Raw genomic sequence first — 25,376 nt, forward strand, 5'->3', positions numbered from 1 at the left:
GTTGCGGTTACTGGCATAGTAAGATAACGGTATAGCAGGGCGCTGGCGTAGCCAGCAGGAAGCATGCTATACCCATCTTACTGACAAACTGGTAGCAATGAGGGGTGTTATGAACGGCTTAATGAAACTGGACCGCATCGACATCAACATTCTGGTACAGCTACAAAAGGATGGTCGTATCAGCAATGTGAACCTTGCCGATGCCGTTGGGCTTTCTCCCAGCCCTTGCCTGCAACGCGTAAAACGTCTGGAAACCGCGGGTTTTATCACCGGTTATGAAGCACATGTTAATTTACCTAAAATAACCGATTCAGTGACCGTCTTTACTGAGGTCACGCTGTCAGGCCACCGTCGTGAAGACTTTATGCGTTTTGAAAATGCTATTCGTGAAGTAGATGAACTGATGGAGTGTCACCTGATCACCGGCGGGTATGATTATCTGCTGCGTTTTATCACCCGCAGTATTGAGCATTATCAGGAAGTGATTGAAGGCGTACTGGATGCTAAGGTGGGTATCGATAAATACTTCAGTTATATAGTGATAAAATCCCCCGTTATTAAAAGTAGCGTCCCGCTGCGTTCGCTTATTTCCCGCCAGACAGTCGAGCTTTGAACTTATGCTCTGGCAGCCTGTAAAGGGTTGTCGGAGATACTTCCCGCTTAAGGTTACCCTGCTTTTATTGCACTTTCCCTTAATTGTACTGCCCCCTACATCTATTATAGCTGGTGCTAATTACGTCTTCTCTGGTCTGTATACGGGGCTTCAGAGTGGATAGAATGATTAAAAATCCTGAAGCGATGGCAGGATGTTTCCCTTGCGCCTGCGTGTGTAGCCTGGATTTTTCAGATGACGCAAAGCGTCTTGCTAAAGAAGTAAACATCAGCGAGCGAGGATAAAACCGGACATCCTGTCCCCTGGCTTTACGCAATGGCTTTAACTTCGTCAACCGTTTCCAGCGCATATTTTAAAGAGACTTCACGCTCTTTTAAATAATAGATATAGGTCTTAAGTTCCGGGAACAGAGAGTCAACTTTATAACTTAAGCTATTGAAAAAATCGAACTTATTTTTATAAAAATCGACCATGGATTCGCTGATAAGTCCAACAGCTTCGCCATTGTCTATCAGGGATAAATAGTCCGCTATATCGTCCACAATAATAACCTGCGCGGTAGGGCAGACGGTAAGTATTTTTGCGTGCGCATTTTTGACGTAGTGCTCATAAAAGCCATTGTTTGGAATGATAACCGGCACGTTTTTCATTTCGCATAAATTATAATCCGAAATTTTTTTTGAATAGAGATAGCAGGCGGCCTCGCTGAAAAAATTCATCGACAAAATACCGTTATCACTGATTTCTCGATGAGAAATAATACCGTGAATTTCGCCGGACAACAGTGATTCAACAGAGTTGCTGGTATGACATGAGCAATAGGAGACGCTTTCGGTTTTTTTTCTGGTTTTTACCAGCAGGTTAAACAAAAAGGGATTTAAATTTTCTACGCCTATCATTAATCCCCGGCGAATATTGAGATTGGTTCTTCTTTGTGAAAAATAATCTTCCAGTTCTGACATTTTATTGTAGTAAGGCATGACCTTTTCATAAAGCTCAAGACCTTTTTTGGTCAGGGTGAAATCATGGTCGGTACGGGAAAAAAGTTTAAACCCTAATTCATCTTCTAATATTTTTATGCGACGGGAAATTGGCGAAGAGGTGACAAAGAGTATCTCAGAAGCCTTTTTTAAAGACTTTTCTTTCGCTAAAACAATAAAGCATTTTAAGTTTGACGACAGAAACATAAAACCTCCAGAGCGTTTAACAACTGTTAACTTAACGTAAATTTATGAAAAATATAGCATACTTACGAAAGGTCTGGATAAGGGGGATTGACGAAAAAAAGGGCTTTTTATTTGTCTTATCATTGAGATGCTATTTTTTGCGTGTAAGCCTTAATTTTTAAAATTGTCAGCTCTACCCACAGTTATTATTCTGCCCAACCGAAAATAGCCAGTGAAAAATAGCGTTAACGCGGCGTTTTCCAGTAAAAATATTGCATATTTGTAAAATCAAGTTTGCACCTATTCAAAAAATGAAAACATCACATAATATAAAATTAATTAAGAGGATTTAAATGAGCGGTTCTAATGACAATGGCCAGGAAGATTTAACAAGTCATCAGCTTAAGTTAAATGAAGTAACCAAAAATCTAAACGTTGTTGATAAAAACGGTAAAAGTATTGATTTCGATAAAATAATATATTCCGCCGCGGGTGAAACAAGTGGGGGAAGCTTTGCCACCGTTCAGTCAATTGATGAATTACGCGCGCTGGAACCCAATGTGCACGGCGAAGTGGTAGTCGTTCTCTCTTATAGCGCAGGCACAGGCCATGGCGGCGGCTTCTTTATTTGCGATCTGAATGATAAAACCACGGCAGAAGATTTTGGCCTGACTATTGTGACGGCCGGCGGCGCCCGCTGGAAACGCTATATTACCGATAAATCTGGCGTGACGGTGGTTGACTTTGGTGCCATCCCGGATGGAAAAACCGACTGTTTGACCGCGGTTACCCGCATGTGGAACTGGACCCGCATTCTGGATAAAGCCACCAATACCCGCCCGCATGAAAATGTCGGTATTCGTTTCCCGTCCGGTAACTTCTTTCTCTCTAAATTTGATATTTCCGCTACTGAGGTCAGCCGTTTCCGTCTTAGCGGCGCGCACGTTAACTTCGGTTATTTCCCGGTTACCCGTCTCTTTTCCGACCAGAAAAACGGCGAGGTGATGTTTACCGTGAAGGCTCGCTGGACCTATATCAGCGGCCTTATCGTCAACGGTCAGGACAACACTAAAACCAAAGGCTTCTTTAAGAACATCATTGATGGCGGCCAGTTTTTACGCGTCACCGCGATGCATTTTATGAACCTGGGTGGACGGGCACTGGATCTGATCGACACGCTGGATTGTAAAATCGACCAGTGGTATGCCGGTCAATGTAGTGAAACCGTGATTTACGGCCGCTGGTCAGGCCGCACGGAAGGCGCGTGGGATCACCTTACCGCTATTGAGCTAAGCAACTTTAACGTGCAGTACGGCAGTAAAGCGCCGATGCTCGATCTGCCGCGCGCCACGCAGTGCTTTATTCACAACGGCTGGATTGAACATACCGAATTCCCTGGCGATATCTCTAACGGCCAGTGGACTATCACCGGGTTAAGTCTTGAAAATAACGGCAGCCCGTTGAAATGCTACCATTCACGTATTGTTTCTACGCAGCTGAACGTGCATGGCACGCACGGTCTGGATCGTACTGCTTCTGGCGAGCGCTGGCTCTCTGCTTATGAAGATGGCCAGCTTTTCCTTGAAAATCACGGTGTTAAAATTGAGGGTTCGCTTAACTATCAATATGTTACCGCACCGGAACGGATGGATAACCGTGCCGACCGCGAAACCTGGTACAAAGTGGGCGTAGTTGAAGTGCCGGAATGGTCGACCGTGCTGCGAATGCAGATTATTGGCTCTTCGCAAACGCTGAACGTAACCTCAACCCAGACTGACTACTCGACCCGTACGCCAGAAGGTGAAGCAAAAATTTCTATCCAGAACGTTAACGGCAACCTGGTTACCTCATGGGCGGCTGAAGGCTCCTGTCCCATTACCCGCGTTGTGCTGAAGCAGACGGCAACCAACACGGCGGAAGTTTACGTCAAGCTGGCCAAATATACCGGTTTCTGTATTGCGCTGTTGACGACCAACTGCTTTGACCGCTTCACGCGCGGCGTGCATTTCCGCTTCGTTAAATCTTACACGCAGATAACCGGCGATGAGGCCACCGCGCTGGACGCACTGCCGGATACCGCGTTTTTGCAGCACTGGGAAGGCTCTGAGCGGGTTGGCTATGGCTATAACAGCAATAACGATCTGCTGATGCGTGGCCGCTTAGTGAGCACCAGTGCGGTAGGCGCGACTAAAGAGTGTCTGCGCGTTATGGTTAACGGCCAGGCTTATGCGATTGAGCTGAAGCCAATTACTGGTTAACCATTACGAATTGTTGTTTTCTATTTAAAAAGTGTTTAATTAGCATTTAATTTAGCCATCGACTAAATTCTCGATGGCTTTTTTTTTGCCGGATATTTTAGTGGGGAAGCTTTAAGCAGCTAATGGTATTTTTCCTGCATCAATAGCGCTGCTTGATATTTTAAATTATATGGAGCAGCAAGATGGTATTTATTGCATGCTGTGATTTAATTATTGGGTTTGAGTAGTGTTATCGCGTTAATTAAAATAAAAAGCAGGGTGGTACGGCAGAGTTAATCGCTATTTGGTAGTCTGCTGAATTTTAATACGTTTAGCTTTTATTATTTTTGTAGCGACATGGGAAATATCTGCGGTTACTTTCTGCCAGGATAACAATTAACTTTAAAAAGAGGAAGATATGATTATCAGCGACAGCGGCATTCGCTTTATTAAAAATGAAGAGGGTGAAAAACTAACGGGCTACCTGGATTCAGTAGGGATACCGACTATTGGGGTAGGCCATACTGGTTGCGTAGAGGGAGCCGCCGTGTGCCAGGGCATGGCTATCAGCGAAGCACAGTCCAGCGAGCTGCTGCGCAGCGATCTGGCTACGGTCGAAAAGGCTATTGCACAGCACGTTAGCGTTCCTCTGACGCAAAATCAGTATGACGCATTGTGTAGCCTGATTTTTAATATTGGCGTCTCGGCATTTGCCCATTCCACTGTTAAAAAGAAGCTCAATGACAAAGCCTATAAGGAAGCTGCTGATGCTTTTCTGTTATGGAAAAAGGCGGGCAGGCTGGTTGACCTGCTGCTGCCGCGCAGACAGCGTGAACGCCAGCTGTTTTTAACACCGGATAAAGCTTAAAATTCATTTTCGCGTTATAAATTTACTGTTTCGCCATGCGCTTTTCACAATGTTGTCATACTCTTTCGGCAAGCTAAATTAATTATTAGCCGCGACCCGTGCGGTTTTTGTTTCTTAAGGAAAATATGATGACTCTGGTTGCCAGTTTTAGCCACGCGTTTGGTGATTCACAGCGCGCTTTTCGCCTGATTTTAAAAGCCATCAGCGAACCCGGCAGCAAAGTTGCTCTGCCACAGCTGCCCGCGTGGGGCAACGCTTCGCCAGCGGCAACGGCGGTGCTGATGACGCTGGTGGACAGAAAAACGCCTTTCTGGCTGGACAGCTCGCTCAGTGACGAAGCCATGCTGGCAGATTTGCAGCGCTATGGCGCTAACATGACGGCGGACATGGCTACCCCGGTGGCACTGCTGCATGGCGCTTTCGACATGGCCATTGAACAGTTTGCCCCCGATGACAGCCGCACCACCGTCGTTATTGAAGTGCCTGCGCTTAGCGGTGGATTAACGTTACGCCTTAGCGGCCCGGAACTGCGCGAACCACGAGCCATTGCGCCGCGCTTGCCGAGCGCTGTTTTACGCTATCTTCGCGAGCGCGCGCACAGCTCTTTACAGCCGATAGATCTGATTTTCACCTGCGGCGATCGGATGATGGCGCTACCGCACACCACCAACGTAGTAGTGTGCTGAACGATTGAGAAAGGCAACGGGCGAGGAACCTCACCCGGTTAAAGCGTTACTCAGCAACATCCCACCACATTTTATTGAGCTCGTAATAGCGGTCAGCGGGGTCGGGCTGCTTCTCCCAGGGCTTATCAATAATGTAGTGAATATTTTTCACCTCAGAAAGATGCCACATGGCAGCGTGCTGGAACGGCAGCGTTTTCAGCGCGTTATAGATATAGGGCAGCGGCTGCCAGCGCTGGTGAAAGTAGTCGTTCAGGAAATCCTGCTCGGCAAACAGATAGCGTGACAGATCGTTTAACGCCGCCAGCTTTTGCAGCATATCCGCATAAACCGCCCGATCCGGTCGCAGTACCAGGAAGCCGCCGTTCAGGTAGTTATCCACTTCATCCGGCTGTTCGGTATGCTCCAGGCCGCGACAGTAGCTGTAGAAACAGTTTTCCGGCGTCCAGCTTTTTGGATAGCTGGCAATTTTATTTGGATTGCAGCGGCAGGCGTGGCAGGCGGCGATCTGATCTTCAGCCAGCGGCATCCCGAACAGCTCATCCATATTCTGTACCACCAGCATATCGGCATCCAGAAATACAATGCGCTCAAACTCGGTAAGCTGCCAGACCGCCAGCTTGGTCCAGACTTCGGAAAAACGCGCGTTGGCGTAGTGCTGTTGCAGGTTGCTGTCGGGGCTGACCGGCTGCACTTCGCGCACCAGACAGCCTTCTTTCTCCAGAACTTCCCTGGCGTGCGCGTCGATATTTTCCGTGGCCATTACCACCAGCGGATAGCGGCTGCCGCTTTTCTTAAGCGATCTGTTTAGCGCCCTGACGCCTGCCAGGTAGCCTGGCTGCGTTAACAGGGTTGCCCATGCCATCATTGGCCTTCTCCTTCAAAAAGTTCTGCGGTAAACGCATTAGTAAATTTCTGCTGTGGATCAAGGATTTCACGCGCCTGACGGAAGGCCTGCCACTGCGGATAAATTTCCGGCCAGTTATAGAGCGCCTCGTCAAAATATTTGCCCCAGTGTGGTCGACCGCCTTCGGCCGCTAAAATCTTTTCAACCGCCTGTAAGAAGCTTACGCCTTCTTCAGAAAGCGAACCGTCTTCGGCGTAATAAACCACAAACCCAAAGAAGCAGGTATCCGCGCCATATGAGGGGCTGAGCCAGCTCTCAGAAGGCCCGGTACAGCGCAGAATAATCGGGTAGTGCATATGCGGCTGCGTTTCGCTATGCCAGTCTTTGATCTTGCGAATGACCTCACCCGCCCGTGCCAGCGGAATGCCGATCTCGACGTTGATCTGCGGCGTGGCGATACCGCGACAAAAAACCTGATAAACGTCGCCGGTAACGTCCGAAAAATCTTTAAAGCGCGTCACGGTGCGGAAAGGCTTACCGTTTTCGTCAACGATTTTGGTATCGCTGCGCATATGCTCCAGCGTTTGCTCGATGGTTTCATTCATCGCATCGCTGGTCTCTTCCTGCTTCACCAGGTCATGGTTATTCGCCTGGTACTGCGCGATTTCTTCGCTATTGGCTTCGCGCGCGGCCCAGACGTGCACCTGGTTTTCATTGGGGAACCACCAGGCTTTGCTCAGCGCATAATTATGGTTCCAGTCCAGCAGGTCTTGCTCCAGCGTATCGCCGCTGACCGCGTTTTTAAAACAGGTATAAATCAGCGATGCAGTAGTGCGCAGCGTGACCTGGGTAACGATACCCAGCACGCCCATACCTAACTGGACGGCATGAAAATCGGGATGGCTACGGTCAAAGTTCATCACCGAGCCATCTGCCAGCACCATGCGGATGCTCAGCGCCTCATCGGCGATAGAGCTTTGCTGCAGTCCCTGACCGTGCGTACCGGTGGCCAGTGCGCCCGCCAGCGTCTGCGAGGCGATAACGCCGGGCGAAGAGGGCAGCATTTTGCCTTCGGCAGTCAGGATTTCATAGATTTCGTGCATCGGCGTACTGCCGCCAAAGGTCGCACTGTTATCGTCCATTGCGATCAGGCCGCGCAGATGACGAAGGTCTAACAACGTGTCGCCCTCTGCCGTCAGCTTAAGCATGCGGCCCGGCGACATTTTGCTGCCCATCACGCGGATTTTTCCCGTGCTGGCAGCGACGAGACGGCAGAGTTCTTCTTCTGTTTGGGGGGCGCTAACGGCACGGCTGTCCGCCAGCGTGGCGTTTTGCGCCCAGTTCACTATTTTGCCTTCTTCAATGTCCGGCTTACGGCGTGGATAACCGGGATTATGGCGTGCCATTGGCAGCTCCTGGCATAAGGCCTGTCAGTAAGTGAATGCGGGGGTTCTTCAGCGATTAACCTTAATAAGCGTAGCTGAATCGCCCTGGAACAATAGCTGTTACCCTAAAAAAGTTGTACAACTTATTTGTTAATTGTACAAGATTGCACTGCTTCAGGGCACAAATAGCGCAGCGTGGCGTCGACGACCAGCTGGCGGTTACGGGCAATACTTTGCTGCTCGCTTTCATCACCGCCAAACAGGGTGTTAAAGGTGTAGCGGTTAGAAACGTTATGCGTGCAGATGCTGCTGATCAGGCGATGCACGTCAATCGTATCGGCCTGAGCGGTAAAGACACCAGCGGCTTTGCCGCGCGACAGAATCTCTTCCAGCACGTCGAGCGCGCTCTGGTTTAGTGCTTTAATCCGTGCCGACTGGCTGATATAGCGGCCGCGCATCAGATTTTCGCTACAGACCAGACGCATAAAATCAGGATGGGAAAGGTGATAGTCAAAGCTAGCCTCAGCCAGTTTCTGCATTGCCAGCCGCGGCGGCAGCTCGGACAGGTTTAGCCCGGTTTCGTGCTGGCGAATAGCCTGGTAAACCTGCTCCAGCACGGCCATATAAAGGTTCTCTTTATTGCCGAAATGGTAAACCACCATCCGCTTGGTGGTGTCGGCATGGTCAGCAATCTGTTCCATACGCGCACCCTGCAGGCCGAACTCGGCAAAAGTAGCCAGTGCACCGGCAAGAATGCGCTTTTTTAGTCCTTCAGGATCGTTTTTTCGTTTGGCGATAGCGGGCATAGCAAATCAGTCAATCCATAATCCAGAGCCTTACGGCTGAAGCCGCAAGGATACCATAAAAATCCTGAGGCGATTTCCGGCAACCTTTTCAGGGACAAGAAGTGGATCTGGCTTACAAAGCATCACGGCAGGTCCGTTTACCTTTGCCTGTCGGGAAGCGGTGCGTCGATCCGAGGTTATAAATCAGGATGCTATAAACTCTTTGTTTCTCCCTGTTACTTATGGAAACCATTTTCGCAGCACCCTAAGAAATTTAAGAAATAAAACAAAGGCTTATTTAATAATGTTTTTTGCTGATGTTGGCTGGTGGTTCTTTATCAAGTTACGCTTGCCAGTGCGGCAACGCCTGCTTGTAAATATAAAGCTGTGAATAGATAAAATGATTTATTTTGATACCTTTTGAATTTTTTAGTTTCATTTAACACACGTTTTTACTTAATATCGTTTTACTCTCGCATTTAATTGACTCTCAGCATTATTGCTGTTGGTTACTTCTGGTTATGTTTTCATGTGAAATTATTGACGGCCATATTTTCCTGAATTACTAATACAGCGCTGAAAGGCATAATAAAACGCATTGAATTATCTCTTTCCTGTACAGGAAATATAAATATATAGGTTATAAAGCGGCTTAATATTGTGCAAGCAATAAGTAAATGACAACAGCCTGTCTGCTGTTGTCCGCACCAGTGCATAATTATTTTATTTTCTGAGAAAACCTTAAATCAAGGATGTAAGAATGAGAAAAAATGCAGGCGCTATCTGCTGGTATCTGGTTATAGTTGCGTTATTAGATTTTATCGGTATGGGAATGGTAGTAGCCATATTTCCGCATATTATTATTTCGAACGCGGTATCACTTTTTCCTGCGGACTGGCAGCCTCAGCAAAAAATAGCGATGCTGGGTATTTTTCTGGGCACTTACCCCCTTGGGCAGTTTTTTGGCGCTTCGCTATTGGGCAAGCTATCGGATATTTATGGCCGTAGGAAAATTATGCTGATTACCGTGGCGGGAACCGCGCTCGCTTTTGCTACCAGCGCTTATGCCATCTTTTGTGCAGATGCCATGATGCTGCTGATCGGTCGCCTGGCGGCGGGCATGATGGCGGGAAACGTGGCTATTGCGCAGGCCAGTATGGCGGATATCAGCACGCCGGGTAACAAAACAAAAAACCTGTCGATGATCCAGACAGCTCTGGGATTAGCTTGGGTCGTTGGGCCACCTGCGGGAGGGTGGCTAACCACATTTCGGGTAGCGCAATACAGCGGTTATATTACCCCTTTCGCCGTTATGGCCGTTATCTTTAGTTTGCTCTTTATTTATACGCTGGTCGCTTATCCGGATACGCTGAAAAAGCATACGCAGGAAAAATTAAATATCTTTTCTGGCTTGTCGCAGATAGCAAAAGCATACAGCCATGGAGATTTGAAAGGGCCTTTTATTATCTGGACCATTTTTGTTGCCGGGTGGGTGTTATTTGAAGCATTTTTACCAGCCTATCTGTTAGATATTTATCATTTTAATTCGTTCCAGACTGGTAGTTTTCTCGCTTCGATGGGCGCAACCTATGCTTTATTCCAGTATATTGTGGTGAGGAATGTTGCAAAGAAAGCAAAGCCGAACAGCATGGTACGTTACTCACTGATTATTACTGCGTTTGCTGTCCTGGCGATTGTAGCTGTCCAGAGTCTGGTTCTGTTACATATTTTAATTACGCTTTTTGTTACTTCCATCGGATTTGCGCTCACCGGTTTAATTAGCGGCCTCTCCAGCCTTGTACCAGAAAATAAGCAGGGCGAGATCATGGGCTCAGTGAGTTCAATTCAGGCGCTGGCTACGCTATTAGTGATGCTGGTTGGCGGATCTCTTGACGCAACAAATGTGAAAGTTACGGTGGTGGGTGGGGGATTATTACTGCTGGCAAGCTGGCTATTGTTTGTTATTCGGCCAGGCACCAGCAAGCGCAATAACGTGCGTGAAGCATAAAGAAACAGCCATGAATAAGTAACGCCAGCACTGATTACGGGTGCCAGACCAGAGGAAATTTGTCCGTTTTTATTGATAAACAGCGTTATTATTGACTCTTTCACAAGGATAACTTTGCAATTGTGAACAAACTGGAAAGTATGACGGTATTTGTACGCGTGGTGGAGCGCGGCAGTTTTAACGCCGTTGCGGAGGAAATGCGGCTCAGCGGTACGATGGTTGGCTTACATATCAAAGCGCTGGAGCAGCATCTTGGTACTCGCCTGTTAAATCGCACCACGCGTCGCCAGAGCCTGACCGATTTTGGTCAGGCTTATTATCAGCGCTGTCGGCAGATCCTTGCCGATATTGAAGAAGCGGAATCCGTCGCGCTTACGCTGCATCAGAATCCGCGTGGCCGCCTGAAAGTGCTTTGTCCGGTTTCGTTTGGTGTGCATGCACTCTCAAGGGTTAGCGCGCTGTTTCTGACGGCCTGGCCTGAAGTAACGCTGGATATGGTGCTGAGCGACAGGCCAGTGGATATGGCGGAAGAAGGCGTAGACGTGATGATAAAAATTGGCGAGCTGGAGCATGTTAACTCGCTGGTTGCTCGATCTTTATCACCCTATCGCTCGGTTATTTGCGCCAGCCCGGCCTATCTTGCACAAGCCGGAACGCCGCTCATCCCCGAACAGCTTAGCGCTCACCGCTGCCTTGGCTTTGCCCATCCTGTGGCAGGCAGCGAGTGGCTGCTGGAGCGCGACGGTAAACTACTTAAGGTGGCGGTAAATGTGGTGATGGCGGTCAATAACGGCGAGGCGTTGCGCAATGCGGCATTAAATGGTCTTGGGATCCTGATGCAGCCGGAGGTGCTGCTGGCGGAAGATTTGCAGCAGGGCAGGCTGGTTGCCTTGCTGCCAGAGTGGCAACCACCGACTAAGCCGGTTCATATTCTGACTTTTGCCGATCGCCAGCAGCTTCCTAAAATTCGTCTGTATGTCGATTTTCTGTTGCAGCATTTTAAAGAAGGGCTAATCGGCACGGCCTGAGTATGGATAAGCCTGAAAGGTGAGGGAAGCCTTTATCTGTGTTGGCTGAAGCCAGCATTTTTACAGCACGCCTGTTGCTTTAACGTAGCCGTTAAGCGCTAAGCCGATTTCCGGCAAAAGTCGGAACAATATGGTATTTCCCTCCTGGCCGCGCCTGCGTTTAAATCTTCCCTATCGCATTCTTGTTTCGGCATCGCAGGAGAAGGTTATGAAACTGTTCGCTTCTTTCAGAAAATATATGAGTGCTGTTTCCGGCTGGCTTTCTCTGCCGGTGTCGCAGGAAGAGTATCCCGATCCCTCCCGGATGACGGAATCCCTGCTGCCCGTCAGCCAGCTTTACGGCTTTGAAACCAGCTGGCTGCGCGCAAGGAGCTATGGTGAAAAATAACCGCTATCGACTGACCTTGCGCTACAGCTACTGGAATGAACTGTGCACTTTAACCTTGCAGGCCGCGCCTTCAGCAGCGCGGCTTTGTCACTAGTGCAGCGGCCAGTTACCGGCCAGCTCAAGCGCGGCGTGACGGATTGACTCCACGCTTTGCTCAAACTCTTCTGCCGTCATCTTTTCCAGCTCGGCAAAATTCTCTTCCCGACCGTGCAGCGCGATGGCGTGTAGCGCAGGCTGCAAATGTTCCGGCAGCGCCGACCAGTCGCTCAGCTCGACGCCTCGCATATAGCCGATGCACCACTCTTCCACGATAGTCACTTCCAGATCTTCCACGCTGCTGGTGCCGAAAAGCGGTTCGAACTGTTCCGGATAATCCCTCAGGCGTTCGGCAATATCGTTCAGATGTTGCGTCACCAGCCCGTTAAAGCGCTCCTGATCGACCGTATCCCATGCCGGAAAATGATTTTCGCCCCCCCAGATCATTACCTGCAGGCGCTCAGGGGAAATGGTCTCCGGTGAAGAGAGCACGGCGGTTAACAGCCCGTCCAGCTCAGATGCATCCAGCACCGCGTCGTCAGTGCCGTGCTGCGCCAGTATATCGTCAAGCCATTCCAGTTCTTCGGCCGTGAGTGGTCCTTGTTGCATGTCATAACCTCTTATCTGTCCGTCAATTAGCGCGGGGGACGTTATTGTCAGCGTTGATGACCAAAAAAGCCATGCCCGGGTTTATCCGCAGTCTGAAAACCGCTGCGCGTCTACTCATACTCTGCAATTATGATACTTTTGCAAAAAAAGGGGGGGCCGAATTTCATCAGGCTATTCTTTCCGTCACACCATGCTTATCACCAGCGGCTATGGTTAAAGGGGCTTACCTTTTACCACGGAGAAACGGATGAAAAGCAAAGAGCTAATCGCCTCGCGGCTGACGTTAACCGCAAAGCAGCGGCAGCAAACGCGCGCCGCCCTGAAAAAAGGCGGCCAGGCAGAGCCGGATCGAGGACGCGCCCAGCGTTACGCCTTTCAGCAACGCGCCAGGCAGGGCATTATTACCGGTGAAACCAACGATCTGCTACCGATCTCCTTTTTGCAACAGGGATTGAGCGCGGCGCGGGCCGTGGCGCTGGTGCGCGAAGACGGCGTGCCAAAAGGCAGCGGCTTTTTAACGTATGGCGGCCTGTTTGTTACCAATCACCATCTGCTGCCGGAACCGCCAAAGCAGGGGGCGATTACCCTACAGTTTGGTTATCACCAGAGCGAAACGGGCGCAATTGCTGACGGCCTTCTGTACAGTATCGATCCGGAACGCTTCTGGCTGACCAGCCCAACGGAAAGCTTTGACTGTACGCTGGTCGCGCTGGGCGAAGCCCTCAGCGGCAGCGGCGAAAATCCTGTTCCTCTTAACCTGAGCGATCGCAACGATAAGCATGCGCTGGGTATCAGCCTCAATCTGATCCATCATCCCGGCGGCGCGCCGCAGCAGGTTACCCTACGCAATAACACCTTGCTGGCACGTCACGAACAGTTTTTGCACTATGAAGCCGACACCGAGGGCGGCTCATCTGGCGCGCCGGTCTTTAACGACAGCTGGCAGCTGGTTGCGCTGCATCATGGCAGCGTGGAAAGCAATGGCGAATGGCTTAACGAAGGCATCCGCATCAGCGCATTAACCGACTGGCTGAAGGGCGAACTGCCGCAGCTGGACGCCGCCATGCAGGCACAGCTAATGCAGGCGCTAACCGCTGACGTCACGCCGCTGCGTACGGTAGCCAGCGCAGCCGCACCGGACGCCAACTATGGCAATCGCGACGGCTTCCAGGCCGATTTTCTGGGCGGGCATCCGATTAACCTGGCCGACATTGTCGCTCCTCGTGCAGCCGAAGTGGCTCCGTTGCGCGACGGCAGCAAGGGCACGGCGGCGCTGCTTAACTATGAGCACTTTTCACTGATTATGAACGCCGAACGGCGGCTGGCCTTTTTCAGCGCCGTTAATATCGACGGCGCGCGCTATATCAATATCGATCGCGGAAACGGCCAGCCCTCGCTGCTACCGGAAGGGGATAGCTGGTACGAAGACAGCCGCATCGACAGCCGCTACGTCACCGGCCAGGCTTTCTATAGCGAATACAGCCGCTGGTTCGATCGCGGCCATCTTACCCGCCGTAGCGATCCTACCTGGGGAACCGCAGCCGAAGCGGTGCGGGCTAATAAAGATACCTTCCACTTTACCAACTGCTCGCAGCAGCATTACCTGTTCAATCAGAGCCAGCAGTACTGGCAGGGCGTCGAGCGCTATATTCTGGAATATGGCGTGCTGGTCACTAAAAAGCAGATCAGCGTGCTGACCGGGCCGGTATTAAACGATCAGGCCAGGCAGTACGCAGACTGGTCGGTGCCGCTGATGTTCTGGAAGGTGGTGCTGCGCATCGGCCCCCAGGGCAAGCCGCAGGCGACGGCATTGCTGGTCAGCCAGGATAAGCTGCTCGACACGCCGCGTCGCATACTGCCGCAGGCACAGGCGGAATCCGCGCCCAACGTTGATGCTTATCGCGTGACGGTCAGCTCGCTGGAAAAACTCACCGGTCTCGACTTTGCCGCTTTTCGCGACTGGGACAGCTGGCAGCCGGACGCCGCGCTGCTGGCCGATCCGCTACCGGCAAAGCTGGTTATGACCTGGGAGGATCTGCTGTAAGTCAGCACCGTACTACCGTGGCAGCCTTAGCATCTGCGGCTATAGAAGAATCAAAGTTATCTTCTGCCGTTCCGTGCTGAGTTGCCGTTAAAACGGATGGCAGAATCAGAACCTATACTTGATGTTCTCAATGCGCTGTCCGTTGTCAGCGTAAAGAAAACGACCAGGAGATTACTATGGCTGAAACCAGCAAGCGGGACCGCATGCCCTATCTGTTATTCCTTTGTGAGGGCCACATCCTTGCCCAGAATATTGATGGCCACGTCGTCGATCTGGGAACCTTTACCCGTGAAGCGGGCAAAATTTCCTGGCTAATGGATGGCAACAGCGAAAAGGGCGAAGGGCTGAACACGGAAAGCGAAGCGCTGGAAGATATTGCCGGTAAAACAGACTTCCTTTTTCTGGATGGCCAGTTTACCAGCCTGCCCGATCTGTCAGCCGACTATCAGGAGAAGCTCGCCTCGCTGCCGGCAAAAGAGATTGTCTTAAACGAACTGGACGACACGGCAACCCGTTAATCCGGCACAGAGAACCATGCCAGCGAGCAGGCTTTTCGTGGCCGGTTCGCTGGTAGCACAGACTCGTCACCGGCGGCCTTGCCGGAAAGACCGTTTAGCAGCAGATAAATCTCCGGACCGCTGTACGGGCATTAGCCGCCATCTCCTCGCCCGGCAAAATTTCTCGTCGGGACCTGAACCAAAGGCGTGGTCTGCGCAGGCATTGTGTTTTACACTGCGCGTCACGAAAATTGAGTAGATAAACGATACGGGCAGCAATGGCGATGAACGGAACGATCACAACCTGGTTTAAAGATAAAGGCTTTGGATTTATCAAAGATGAAAACGGCGACAACCGTTATTTTCATGTGATTAAGGTCGCCAATCCTGATCTGATCAAGAAAGATGCGGCGGTCACGTTTGAACCTACCACTAACAGCAAAGGCTTATCGGCTTATGCGGTAAAAGTGGTGCCGGAAAGCAAATACATCTATATCGCAGGCGAGCGCCTTAAGCTTACCGCGATCAAGTCTTTCCTGGTTTACCATGAGGAAGTTCCGGCCGATACCCGCATTGATAAAGAGAATGGGGTGCTTTCGGTAGGCGTATTGATGGGCAGCATCCGGCCAAAATCAGAGACTAAGCCTGGCGAAATGCGCTCGCTGAAAAAACTGGCGATTACCACTTTCCAGGGAACGACGTTGATCTTTTCGGAAGATGAAATTGACGTGGATGCCACGGTGAAACTGCTCGGAAAATAAGGCAGACGTGGATGTTACGGTAAAATCCCGGCCATCATGCAACAGGTTTAACGAAGATGACAAAACTTACTCTACAAGAGCAGATGCTTAAAGCTGGATTAGTCACCAGCAAAAAAATGGCTAAGGTTCAGAAAACGGCCAAAAAATCACGCGTGCAGGCGCGTGAGGCAAGAGAAGCGGTAGAAGAGAATAAAAAAGCCCAGCTTGAGCGCGATAAGTTGCTGAACGAGCAGCAAAAACAGGCTGCGCTGTCGAAAGAGTACAAGGCGCAGGTGAAGCAGCTGATTGAAATGAATAAAATCGATATTTCAAGAGGAAATATAGGTTTTAACTTCACCGACAATAACCTGATTAAAAAAATCGAAGTTGATAAGGCGACGCAAACGCAGCTGATTAACGGTCGCCTTGCCATTGCTCGCCTGGCTGTTAACGCCAGTGGCGAAAGCGAATACGCTATTATCCCTGCCAGCGTAGCCGATAAAATCGCGCAGCGAGACGCAACCAGCATCGTATTAAACAGCGCGCTGAGTCAGGAAGAGCAGGACGAAGACGATCCTTACGCAGATTTCAAAGTGCCCGATGATTTAATGTGGTAGGCAACCAACGCCGGTTTTTTTACTGGCGTTATGGTAAGTGACTTTGACGCCAGACTTCCCAACCGGCATGCTGAGCAAGAGTCCTCTCGGCGGCGGTCAGAACGGGCAGGGGCAGCGGGCTTTAATCAGCTTCCCGCTGACGGGATGCACAAAATGCAGCTCGCTGGCGTGTAACATCAGCCTCGGCGTTTGTTCCGTTCCCGGCAGCAGGCGACCGCCATACAGATCGCAGCCTAAAATAGGGTGCCCCAGCTGCTGGCAGTGGATGCGTAGCTGGTGGGTGCGCCCGGTTTCCGGAATAAGCTCTACCCGCGACAGCGGCAACAGCGTCTTATTTTCTGCCTCGTGATAAAAGCGCTCAATGACCCGATAGCGGGAGCGAGCGGGCTTGCCCTTTATCGGGCAAATCGACATCAGCGGAAACAGCGCCGGATCTTTGGCTATCGCCGCCTCTATGACCCCCTCATCGTCTTTTAAATGTCCGCAAAGCAGCGCGGTATAGGCTTTACTCACCGTGCGCTGGCTGAACTGCTGACAGAGAGCGGCATTGATCGCCTTATTGCGGGCGACGACCATTAATCCGGAGGTGCCAAAATCAAGGCGGTGAACCAGCGTACAGCCGGGAAAAAGCGCGACCAGCCGGTAATGCACCGAATCGAGGTTTTGCGGGTTTTTTCCGGAAAGGCTGAGCAGCCCAGCAGGCTTGTTAATGAGCAGCAGGTGTTCGTCCTGACAGAGCGTGACTATCTCTTCATAACAGGGCGGGGCAATAAAGGAATCGAAAAGGGTGGACATCAGGCTGCCGTCTGGAGAAGGGCTGCGGATAATACCCCATTTTCAGCGGGCTGGCGAGCTGGCCGCAGCGCTGCACGGATAACAAAAAAATAAAATAAAAGTGATAGTATTTACATCAGCCCTTATGGGCAACGGCCAAACAGACCTAAATTTCCGGGGACAGCTAATGAAAGAAGTACCGATCAAATTTTATGACATCGCAGATGAGTATTCGGCAGAATCGACAAAGCCGGTAAGCGAGTCGGAGCGTGAGCCTGTGGCGCGCTATTTCCAGCTACTGCTTGACCGCCTGGCAAATAACGAAGAGATCGACGAGGATGCGCAGCAAGAGATGGCCAGCGAAGCCGGTATCAGCGAAGAACGCATTGATGAAATCGCCACCTTCCTGAACCAGTGGGGCAACGAATAACGTACCGGGGCGGCCAGCAGGCGGCCTTTTGCGTTTTGCCAACAATTTTAAAGCCCGCTTAAGCTTTCAAGCGGGCTTTTTATCGCTTATCAGGCGGCGATTTTTTTAGTACCGCCTACAGGATTTTTTCCCGTTAAAGGCGATCTTTTCGCGTTTATTTTTTTGGCTGCTGCTGCTGAGCGTCGGCCTCTTTCTGTTTCTTTTTGGCCATGTGGTGGCCGACCGCGCAGCCTGCTGCTGCACCCGCTACGCCATGATGATGCGCAACATGACCCGCTACGCCACCCACGGCTGCTCCCTTCAGGCAGCCTTTTGCTTCAGCCTGCGCGCTCACGGTCAGAAACAGGCCGGCAGCGACAGCGATAATTGTTAGTTTTTTCATGATTTTTCCTTAAATAAATGGGCAAGGGTCGAACGCTTATAAGCGTAGTCAATCCCAACGGCCAGATCGCCAGAAATGCATGAATTTAAAACTTTTTTACCTGGGGTTACACTTTGCCAGGCGAAGGCCGAGGGCAATGCGTTGCTGAACTCTTTCGGCCCTGTCCGACGTCATTCGGACATCAACAGCGGCTTATTTAATGAAGTGTTGCAACCCTTTTGTATTTAACTAACTGATATTTAAATCCTCTCATCTGCACCGGGTGACTGGCCCGCGCAATAATCCTCTTAAAAAGCCCGCCTCCAGACTACGACGTTCTCAAAAGCAGCCTGTGTTACGTAATAACGTAACGATAACGCAGAAAAAGCTAACGTGGAGAGGGGCCATTTAGCCGTTGAGTACGCAGAAAAACTTGCTAAGGGAATTCTTAAAAAATACCGGGTCAGGTTTGGCCCGGCAATCTGTCATTGCCAGAGGGGGTAAACCGCCTCCGGCTGCGGGTTCACCCCCTAAAAATAGCGTCGGATACTGTACTAAAGTAGAGGGTAAACTCATCTTTAATTCTTATGTTTATTTTTATATTGACACATTTCCTTCATCAAAAACCTGTACCAATTTACCTGCCGTAAGGCTTTAGAGATTCTTAATTAATGCGTCGAATAAAGTACGGATTAACTCATGTTAACGTCGGTAACTGTGAGGTTTATTTATTTAAATTTATGATTTTTTATTTTTTCAGGCCGCTTTACGCCACCGGTAAGAGTTGATATGGTTAAGAAAATTTTTAGTATGTACCTTGTGCATTCCGTTATTAGTCTTTTATTTACAGGTGTTTATCTGTATTAATTTCTATGGCTATGTGTTTTATGTGCCTTTAGCGTTAATACACATAAATATTGCTGATATTTGCATTTCCGATCTTAGTTTAGATCCGTTAATAATTAAGGTGCAGGTAATGCTTTAGCGGCGGTTTCGTTTCCCAACCTGGGGTAAATGTGCATGTTGCTCGACAGACAGTCTGAGGTCATTACCAAGCAAGCATTGTATCCATTAGCTTCTATTTTTAATATTGGCGCAATGATTGATATCAGAGGCCCTCTTGACGAGCAGCGAATGCGGGCAGCCGATCGAGCCGTAAAAAGCGATCCAGCACTGCGTTCGGCTTTGTCGATGGCGGGCTGGGAACCCGAGTTTGTCACGCTTGAGCACGACACTTTGCCTCTGGAAGTGCTGGATCTCTCCAGCCACGACGATCCTTTCCAGTCCGCCATTTCCCTTATTGAGCAGCGTCTACGGCAGGTATTTCCTTTCGACGGAGAAACGGCTCTGCTGCGCCATACGCTGATACGTCTTGCAGAAGATCGGCATCTGATGGTGGGGATTTATCATCATTTAGCCTACGATGGCTGGGCAACCTCCCTGATTTATCAGCAATTAGCGGCTTTTTATAACGAGCCTGTGCTGGCTGGATCCGGGCGCGATATGTTGCCATTGAGCCATCAGGAGCAGATCGCCGATGAGCGGAATTATAAAAATTCCCGCCTGTTTGCCGCCGATCGGACGTACTGGCAGAAAAGATTAGCGGATTATGACACCGCGCTTTTCCCGCAGGGATGCCGTGATGTCGCAGCCAAACGCTATTCCTTCACGCTGGATAACGGGCATCGTGAAAAGCTACAGGAGCTTGCGCTCCGCTCCGACGGCACGCTTTTTCAGGCGTTAATCGGTATTACGGCCACCTTTCTTTTCCGCACCTTTGGCGTTGACGATATTGTTATCGGTTTACCTGTTCTTAATCGGCGGTCAGCCCGCGCTAAACAGACGTTTGGATTGTTTGCCAACGTTCTGCCGTTTCGGCTGAAAAGACGCAACAGCGACACTTTTAACTCGCTGTTAAAAAATATTCATTTCCTGCTGAAATCTGACTATCGCCATCAGCGTTTTCCGGCGCATCAGCTGCTTAAGGGAGGAATATCCTATGAAGCAAGCCTTTCTTATGAAAAGCACGATTACAGTGCGATTTATGAGGGAACGGATACCCGGCTCACCGTTTTATCCGGCTTCTCTCAGGATTACCCGCTCAAGCTATTTATTCGCGATTACGACGTCGAAAAACCGTTAAAAATTGATATCGACTACAACGTTTCCGCATTCAGTGAAATGGACATTGAGCAGGTATTTGCAGAATTTAAAAATATTCTGACCAACTCTGTTGCATTTCCCGACCGTCAGCTGCTGATTAGTCATCAGGCTAATCCGGGCAAAGCGTTATCCCTCCTGCCAACGGTGAAGACCGATCTTTGTACGCAGTTTGAGTCAGCCGCAGCGCGCTATGCCGATCGGGTGGCGATCAGCTACGAGGGCGAGCGGCTGACCTATGCGGCCCTCGACAGCGCGGCTAACGCGCTGGCCTGGCGGCTGCGCGAGCAGGGCGTCGGCAGCGGACCGCACGAAAGCCTGGTGGGCCTGAGCGTCGGGCGCGGCCCCGGCCTGCTGGTGGGTATCCTCGGTATCCTCAAGGCGGGCGGCGCGTACGTGCCGCTGGACCCGGTTTATCCCGCCGAGCGCCTTGCCTTCCTGGCTGCCGACAGCGGTATCCGGCTGGCGGTGGCCGACGACACGGGCCTGGCGGCGCTGGCCGGGCTGGACGTGCAGGCGGTAAGCCTTGCAGCGGACGGTGTTTCACACCACCAGGCCCCGCCGCGCGCGCTGCATCCGCAGCAGGCCGCCTACGTTATCTACACCTCCGGCTCCACCGGGCAGCCGAAGGGCTGCGTGGTCAGCCACGCCAGCGTGGTGCGGCTGTTTACCGCCACGGAGCACTACGGCTTTAGCGGGTCGGACGTCTGGACGCTGTTCCACTCCTACGCGTTCGACTTCTCGGTGTGGGAAATCTGGGGCGCGCTGCTGCACGGCGGGCGGCTGGTGGTGGTGCCTTACCTGAGCAGCCGCGACCCGGAGCGTTTTGCGCAGCTGCTGGAGGCGGAGTCGGTAAGCGTGCTGAGCCAGACCCCGGCGGCGTTCCGCCAGCTGACGGCGGTATCGGCCGGGCGGGACTTTGCGGCGCTGCGGCTGGTGCTGTTTGGCGGCGAGGCGCTGGAGCCGGGCAGCCTGGCGCCGTGGTTCGCGCAGCACGGCGAGCGGGTGCGGCTGGTGAACATGTACGGCATCACCGAAACCACGGTGCACGTCACCGAATATACGCTGACCGCAGAAAGCATGACGCAGGGCAGCGTGATAGGCGCGCCGCTGGCGGATTTACACGTGCAGGTGCTGGACCGCTACGGCGAGCCGGTGCCGGCGGGGGTAACGGGCGAGATGTACGTGGGCGGCGCGGGCGTGACGCGGGGCTATCTGGGCCGGGCGGCGCTGACGGCGCAGCGCTTCGTGCCGGACCCGTACGGCGCGCCGGGGGCGCGGCTTTACCGCTCGGGTGACCTGGCGCGCCGCCGGCCGGACGGCCGGCTGGTGTACCAGGGACGGGCGGACCAGCAGCTGAAGCTGCGCGGCTACCGCATCGAGCCGGGCGAAATCGAGGCGGCGCTGCGGGCGCAGGCGGGGGTCCGCGACGCGGCGGTGCTGCTGGATACCCCGGCGCAGGGCCAGCCGCGGCTGGTGGCCTACGTGGTGGGCGGCGAGGGGCCGCAGGCGCTGCGCGGGGCGCTGTCGGCGACGCTGCCGGAGCACATGGTGCCCGCGGTGATTATGCCGCTGGCGCAGCTGCCGCTGACGGCCCACGGCAAGCTTGATCGTAAGGCGCTGCCGAAGCCGGAAGTCACGGTATCGGCGGGTGGCGAAGCGCGTACCGGGGTGGAAAAAGCGCTGGCTACCATCTGGAGCGAGGTGCTCTCTGTTCCGGAGCCGGGCATCGACGACAACTTCTTCACCCTGGGCGGCGACAGCATCAGTTCGCTACAGGTGGTTTCGCGAGCCAGAGCAGCGGGTATTAACATTACGATAGAAGGCTTTTTAGCCGGGCAGCATATCCGAAAAATTGCCGCCGGGGCGCAAAACGCGCCTGTCGTAGCCGATGATGAAAGTCTGACACTACCTTTTAGCCTGCTGTCAGCCGTGGATCGCGCACGGCTGCCGGATAACGTTGACGATGCTTTTCCTTTATCCAGGCTACAGGCCGGAATGCTGTTCCACTCTACGCTGGCCGAAGAGGGCGCAATTTTCCATGACGTCTTCACTTTCCGACTGCGCATGCCGTGGAACGAACACGCGTGGCGTCGTGCCTTTGAGCAGCTCCCCGCTTCGCATACGCCTTTAAGAACCTCTTTCCACTGGACAGGCTACAGCGAGCCGCTACAGGTTGTGCATGCGACCGCCGACATTGATTATCAAATCGTCGATTTGCGTCAGCTGGAAACGGAACAGCGGCGGCAGGCGATTGATGATTTTATCGCGCAAAGCAAATCTTACCGTTTCGATCCGGCCAAAGGGCACATGTTTCGCGTGAGCCTGCATCGCCATAGCGATGACGAGCTACAGCTGACGCTGGATTTTCACCACGCGATTTTCGATGGCTGGAGCGTGGCTACGCTGCTCAGCAGTTTAATCCATCGGGTGACCGGCACCGAGGCAAAAACCGCACGCTCAGATACCGCAGCCAATATGGCTTTCGTGGCGCTGGAGCGCAAAGCCGAGGCCGACGAGCAGCTGGTGTCCAGCTGGCGTGAGCGAGTAGCCGACGTCGCGCCAACGTTGCTGGGTAACGATAACGTGGCTGAGCTACCGGCCACGCGACAGGTTCAGCGCCGGGCTTTCCGCCTGCCCGACGATTTAACCAGCAAGCTTAAACAGCGCGCCACGGATCTGGCTATCCCGTTAAAAATCGTCTTGCTGACGGCCCACCTGAGCGCGCTGGCAAAAGTCACCGGCGGTGAAGTTACGACGACGGGCTACGTCACCCACGGTCGCCCGGCGGGCGCGGATAAGGCAGTCGGTTTATTCCTTAACACCCTGCCGTTCAGCATGGCGTTGCCGCCGGTCAGCTGGAATGCGCTGATAAAAAGCATCGCCGCCGAAGAGCAGGCGATTCAGGCAATACGCCGCCTGCCCGCCGCGGTAATCAAGCCGCTGAACGGCAGCGGACAGCTCTATAACGTCAGCTTTAATTATATTCACTTCCATATCTATAACAGCCTGCCTGACCTGGCGGATTTCCAGGTCGTCGATGTTGAAATTTTCGAAGAAACCGATTTCCCGCTGCTGGCGCAGTATTCGCAGGATCCGTTTGACGCCTCGCTGGAGCTGACGCTGGTTGCCGATCCTGCGGTGGTTCCCGCATGGCAGGTAGAGCAGTTTGGCGAATATGTGCTGCGGGCGACAGAGGCCATTGCCAACGGTTCAGAGGGCCCATGGTATAGCAGCCTTCGCCCTGAAGCGTTACCGCGCGTACCTGACGCATCACCGGAACCCGTTTTCGACCTGTGCACGCAGTTTGAGTCAGCCGCAGCGCGCTATGCCGATCGGGTGGCGATCAGCTACGAGGGCGAGCGGCTGACCTATGCGGCGCTCGACAGCGCGGCTAACGCGCTGGCCTGGCGGCTGCGCGAGCAGGGCGTCGGCACCGGGCCGCACGAAAGCCTGGTCGGCCTGAGCGTCGGGCGCGGCCCCGGCCTGCTGGTGGGTATCCTCGGTATCCTCAAGGCGGGCGGCGCATACGTGCCGCTGGACCCGGTTTATCCCGCCGAACGCCTTGCCTTCCTGGCCGCCGACAGCGGTATCCGGCTGGCGGTGGCCGACGAGACGGGCCTGGCGGCGCTGGCCGGGCTGGACGTGCAGGCGGTAAGCCTTGCAGCGGACGGTATTTCACACCACCAGGCTCCGCCGCGCGCGCTGCATCCGCAGCAGGCCGCCTACGTTATCTACACCTCCGGCTCCACCGGGCAGCCGAAGGGCTGCGTGGTCAGCCACGCCAGCGTGGTGCGGCTGTTTACCGCCACGGAGCACTACGGCTTTAGCGGGTCGGACGTCTGGACGCTGTTCCACTCCTACGCGTTCGACTTCTCGGTGTGGGAAATCTGGGGCGCGCTGCTGCACGGCGGGCGGCTGGTGGTGGTGCCTTATCTGAGCAGCCGCGACCCGGAGCGTTTTGCGCAGCTGCTGGAGGCGGAGTCGGTGAGCGTGCTGAGCCAGACCCCGGCGGCCTTCCGCCAGCTGACGGCGGTATCGGCCGGGCGGGACTTTGCGGCGCTGCGGCTGGTGCTGTTTGGCGGCGAGGCGCTGGAGCCGGGCAGCCTGGCACCGTGGTTCGCGCAGCACGGCGAGCGGGTGCGGCTGGTCAACATGTACGGCATCACCGAAACCACGGTGCACGTCACCGAATATACGCTGACGGCAGAAAGCATGACGCAGGGCAGCGTGATAGGCGCGCCGCTGGCGGATTTACACGTGCAGGTGCTGGACCGCTACGGCGAGCCGGTGCCGGCGGGGGTAACGGGCGAGATGTACGTGGGCGGCGCGGGCGTGACGCGGGGCTATCTGGGCCGGGCGGCGCTGACGGCGCAGCGCTTCGTGCCGGACCCGTACGGCGCGCCGGGGGCGCGGCTTTACCGCTCGGGTGACCTGGCGCGCCGCCGGCCGGACGGCCGGCTGGTGTACCAGGGACGGGCGGACCAGCAGCTGAAGCTGCGCGGCTACCGCATCGAGCCGGGCGAAATCGAGGCGGCGCTGCGGGCGCAGGCGGGAGTCCGCGACGCGGCGGTGCTGCTGGATACCCCGGCGCAGGGCCAGCCGCGGCTGGTGGCCTACGTGGTGGGCGGCGAGGGGCCGCAGGCGCTGCGCGGGGCGCTGTCGGCGACGCTGCCGGAGCACATGGTGCCTGCGGTGATTATGCCGCTGGCGCAGCTGCCGCTGACGGCCCACGGCAAGCTGGATCGTAAGGCGTTGCCGAAGCCGGAAATCGCCGTGGCGCAGAACGAAGAAGGCTATCAGTCCAGCCTTGAGCGGGAAATCGCAGAGCTGTTAAGCAGCGTGCTTGGGCTGTCCGGTATCGGGCGTCATCAAAGCTTTTTAGAAACGGGCGGCGATTCCATTCTGGCGACCCAGGCACTTTTTCGCCTGCGCGAGCTGTATGGCGTTGAGCTTCCCCTGCGAACGATTTTTGAAGCGGGCACGGTTGCAGGCGTGGCCGCGAAGATAACGGCTCTGCGGCAGGAAGAACGTCACGGGGAGCGACAGACCAGCGACTCCGCACCGCTTCTGCCATCACGACGTCGTCAAAAATGAACG

General features: G+C 53.2%; 19 protein-coding genes and 1 pseudogene. 13 read left to right on the forward strand and 7 right to left on the reverse strand.

Features of this window, described 5'->3' with window-relative positions:
* Nucleotides 1-109 precede the first annotated feature (109 nt).
* Complete coding sequence (locus ACMGGR_RS07275) at nucleotides 110-613, forward strand: Lrp/AsnC family transcriptional regulator (protein ID WP_246757700.1); 504 nt, start codon at nucleotides 110-112, stop codon at nucleotides 611-613.
* Nucleotides 614-921: 308 nt separating this feature from the next.
* Here ACMGGR_RS07275 and ACMGGR_RS07280 read toward each other — a convergent pair whose 3' ends face one another.
* Nucleotides 922-1,800, reverse strand: a complete 879-nt coding sequence (locus ACMGGR_RS07280) for a LysR family transcriptional regulator (RefSeq protein WP_414148525.1) — start codon at nucleotides 1,798-1,800, stop codon at nucleotides 922-924.
* Nucleotides 1,801-2,132: 332 nt separating this feature from the next.
* On the opposite strand from ACMGGR_RS07280, the gene ACMGGR_RS07285 reads away from it, so the two are divergent.
* The 3 genes from ACMGGR_RS07285 to phnH all read left to right on the forward strand — a co-directional run bounded on the left by ACMGGR_RS07285 (nucleotide 2,133) and on the right by phnH (nucleotide 5,570).
* Nucleotides 2,133-4,037, forward strand: a complete 1,905-nt coding sequence (locus ACMGGR_RS07285) for a hypothetical protein (protein ID WP_414148526.1) — start codon at nucleotides 2,133-2,135, stop codon at nucleotides 4,035-4,037.
* Between the two features lie 397 nt (nucleotides 4,038-4,434).
* Nucleotides 4,435-4,884: a lysozyme gene (locus ACMGGR_RS07290; protein WP_414148527.1), complete on the forward strand. Its 450-nt coding sequence runs from the start codon at nucleotides 4,435-4,437 to the stop codon at nucleotides 4,882-4,884.
* Between the two features lie 128 nt (nucleotides 4,885-5,012).
* Nucleotides 5,013-5,570 (forward strand): phosphonate C-P lyase system protein PhnH, encoded by a 558-nt coding sequence (phnH, locus tag ACMGGR_RS07295; RefSeq protein ID WP_246758064.1) that lies wholly within the window; start codon nucleotides 5,013-5,015, stop codon nucleotides 5,568-5,570.
* Between the two features lie 46 nt (nucleotides 5,571-5,616).
* On the opposite strand, the gene ACMGGR_RS07300 is transcribed toward phnH, so the two are convergent.
* From ACMGGR_RS07300 to ACMGGR_RS07310, 3 genes are all read right to left on the reverse strand, one after another.
* Entirely contained in the window at nucleotides 5,617-6,435 is an 819-nt protein-coding gene (locus ACMGGR_RS07300) for a glycosyltransferase family 8 protein (RefSeq protein ID WP_246757696.1), read from the reverse strand.
* Nucleotides 6,432-7,820, reverse strand: coding sequence for a D-arabinono-1,4-lactone oxidase (locus ACMGGR_RS07305; RefSeq protein WP_414148528.1), 1,389 nt, complete (start codon nucleotides 7,818-7,820; stop codon nucleotides 6,432-6,434). The genes ACMGGR_RS07300 and ACMGGR_RS07305 overlap by 4 nt, the downstream gene beginning before the upstream one ends.
* Before the next feature lie 122 nt (nucleotides 7,821-7,942).
* The gene (locus ACMGGR_RS07310; RefSeq protein WP_246757694.1) at nucleotides 7,943-8,605 is read right to left on the reverse strand and encodes a TetR/AcrR family transcriptional regulator; all 663 of its coding nucleotides are present in this window, start codon (nucleotides 8,603-8,605) and stop codon (nucleotides 7,943-7,945) included.
* A gap of 739 nt (nucleotides 8,606-9,344) precedes the next feature.
* Between ACMGGR_RS07310 and ACMGGR_RS07315 the strand changes: the two genes are divergently transcribed.
* The 3 genes from ACMGGR_RS07315 to ACMGGR_RS07325 all read left to right on the forward strand — a co-directional run bounded on the left by ACMGGR_RS07315 (nucleotide 9,345) and on the right by ACMGGR_RS07325 (nucleotide 12,008).
* Complete coding sequence (locus ACMGGR_RS07315; RefSeq protein WP_414148529.1) at nucleotides 9,345-10,592, forward strand: MFS transporter; 1,248 nt, start codon at nucleotides 9,345-9,347, stop codon at nucleotides 10,590-10,592.
* A 122-nt stretch (nucleotides 10,593-10,714) separates the two neighbouring features.
* Nucleotides 10,715-11,620 carry a LysR substrate-binding domain-containing protein gene (locus tag ACMGGR_RS07320; RefSeq protein ID WP_414148530.1) on the forward strand — a complete coding sequence of 302 codons (906 nt, stop codon included), beginning with the start codon at nucleotides 10,715-10,717 and terminating at the stop codon, nucleotides 11,618-11,620.
* A 208-nt stretch (nucleotides 11,621-11,828) separates the two neighbouring features.
* Entirely contained in the window at nucleotides 11,829-12,008 is a 180-nt protein-coding gene (locus ACMGGR_RS07325; RefSeq protein WP_246757693.1) for a hypothetical protein, read from the forward strand.
* Between the two features lie 93 nt (nucleotides 12,009-12,101).
* On the opposite strand, the pseudogene ACMGGR_RS07330 reads toward ACMGGR_RS07325, so the two are convergent.
* A pseudogene (locus tag ACMGGR_RS07330) lies at nucleotides 12,102-12,653 on the reverse strand (UPF0149 family protein); the annotation flags it as partial.
* A gap of 247 nt (nucleotides 12,654-12,900) precedes the next feature.
* Here ACMGGR_RS07330 and ACMGGR_RS07335 point away from each other — a divergent pair.
* The 4 genes from ACMGGR_RS07335 to ACMGGR_RS07350 all read left to right on the forward strand — a co-directional run bounded on the left by ACMGGR_RS07335 (nucleotide 12,901) and on the right by ACMGGR_RS07350 (nucleotide 16,551).
* Nucleotides 12,901-14,697 (forward strand): DNA/RNA non-specific endonuclease, encoded by a 1,797-nt coding sequence (locus tag ACMGGR_RS07335; RefSeq protein WP_246757691.1) that lies wholly within the window; start codon nucleotides 12,901-12,903, stop codon nucleotides 14,695-14,697.
* A 176-nt stretch (nucleotides 14,698-14,873) separates the two neighbouring features.
* On the forward strand, nucleotides 14,874-15,215 hold the full coding sequence (locus ACMGGR_RS07340; RefSeq protein ID WP_414148531.1) for a hypothetical protein: 342 nt from the start codon (nucleotides 14,874-14,876) through the stop codon (nucleotides 15,213-15,215).
* 257 nt (nucleotides 15,216-15,472) lie between these two features.
* Entirely contained in the window at nucleotides 15,473-15,955 is a 483-nt protein-coding gene (locus ACMGGR_RS07345; RefSeq protein ID WP_246757689.1) for a cold-shock protein, read from the forward strand.
* 56 nt (nucleotides 15,956-16,011) lie between these two features.
* Nucleotides 16,012-16,551 carry a DUF2058 domain-containing protein gene (locus tag ACMGGR_RS07350; protein WP_246757688.1) on the forward strand — a complete coding sequence of 180 codons (540 nt, stop codon included), beginning with the start codon at nucleotides 16,012-16,014 and terminating at the stop codon, nucleotides 16,549-16,551.
* Between the two features lie 96 nt (nucleotides 16,552-16,647).
* Here the strand turns inward: ACMGGR_RS07350 and ACMGGR_RS07355 are convergent, their stop codons facing one another.
* On the reverse strand, nucleotides 16,648-17,346 hold the full coding sequence (locus ACMGGR_RS07355) for an RluA family pseudouridine synthase (RefSeq protein WP_414148532.1): 699 nt from the start codon (nucleotides 17,344-17,346) through the stop codon (nucleotides 16,648-16,650).
* A gap of 166 nt (nucleotides 17,347-17,512) precedes the next feature.
* Between ACMGGR_RS07355 and ACMGGR_RS07360 the strand changes: the two genes are divergently transcribed.
* Complete coding sequence (locus ACMGGR_RS07360; protein ID WP_414148533.1) at nucleotides 17,513-17,755, forward strand: DUF2543 family protein; 243 nt, start codon at nucleotides 17,513-17,515, stop codon at nucleotides 17,753-17,755.
* Nucleotides 17,756-17,909: 154 nt separating this feature from the next.
* Here the strand turns inward: ACMGGR_RS07360 and ACMGGR_RS07365 are convergent, their stop codons facing one another.
* Entirely contained in the window at nucleotides 17,910-18,137 is a 228-nt protein-coding gene (locus ACMGGR_RS07365; RefSeq protein ID WP_414148534.1) for a hypothetical protein, read from the reverse strand.
* Between the two features lie 999 nt (nucleotides 18,138-19,136).
* Between ACMGGR_RS07365 and ACMGGR_RS07370 the strand changes: the two genes are divergently transcribed.
* On the forward strand, nucleotides 19,137-25,373 hold the full coding sequence (locus ACMGGR_RS07370; protein ID WP_414148535.1) for an amino acid adenylation domain-containing protein: 6,237 nt from the start codon (nucleotides 19,137-19,139) through the stop codon (nucleotides 25,371-25,373).
* Nucleotides 25,374-25,376: the final 3 nt, after the last annotated feature.

It is taken from the genome of Erwinia sp. BNK-24-b (genome assembly GCF_047456155.1).
GTDB lineage: Bacteria > Pseudomonadota > Gammaproteobacteria > Enterobacterales > Enterobacteriaceae > Erwinia > Erwinia phyllosphaerae.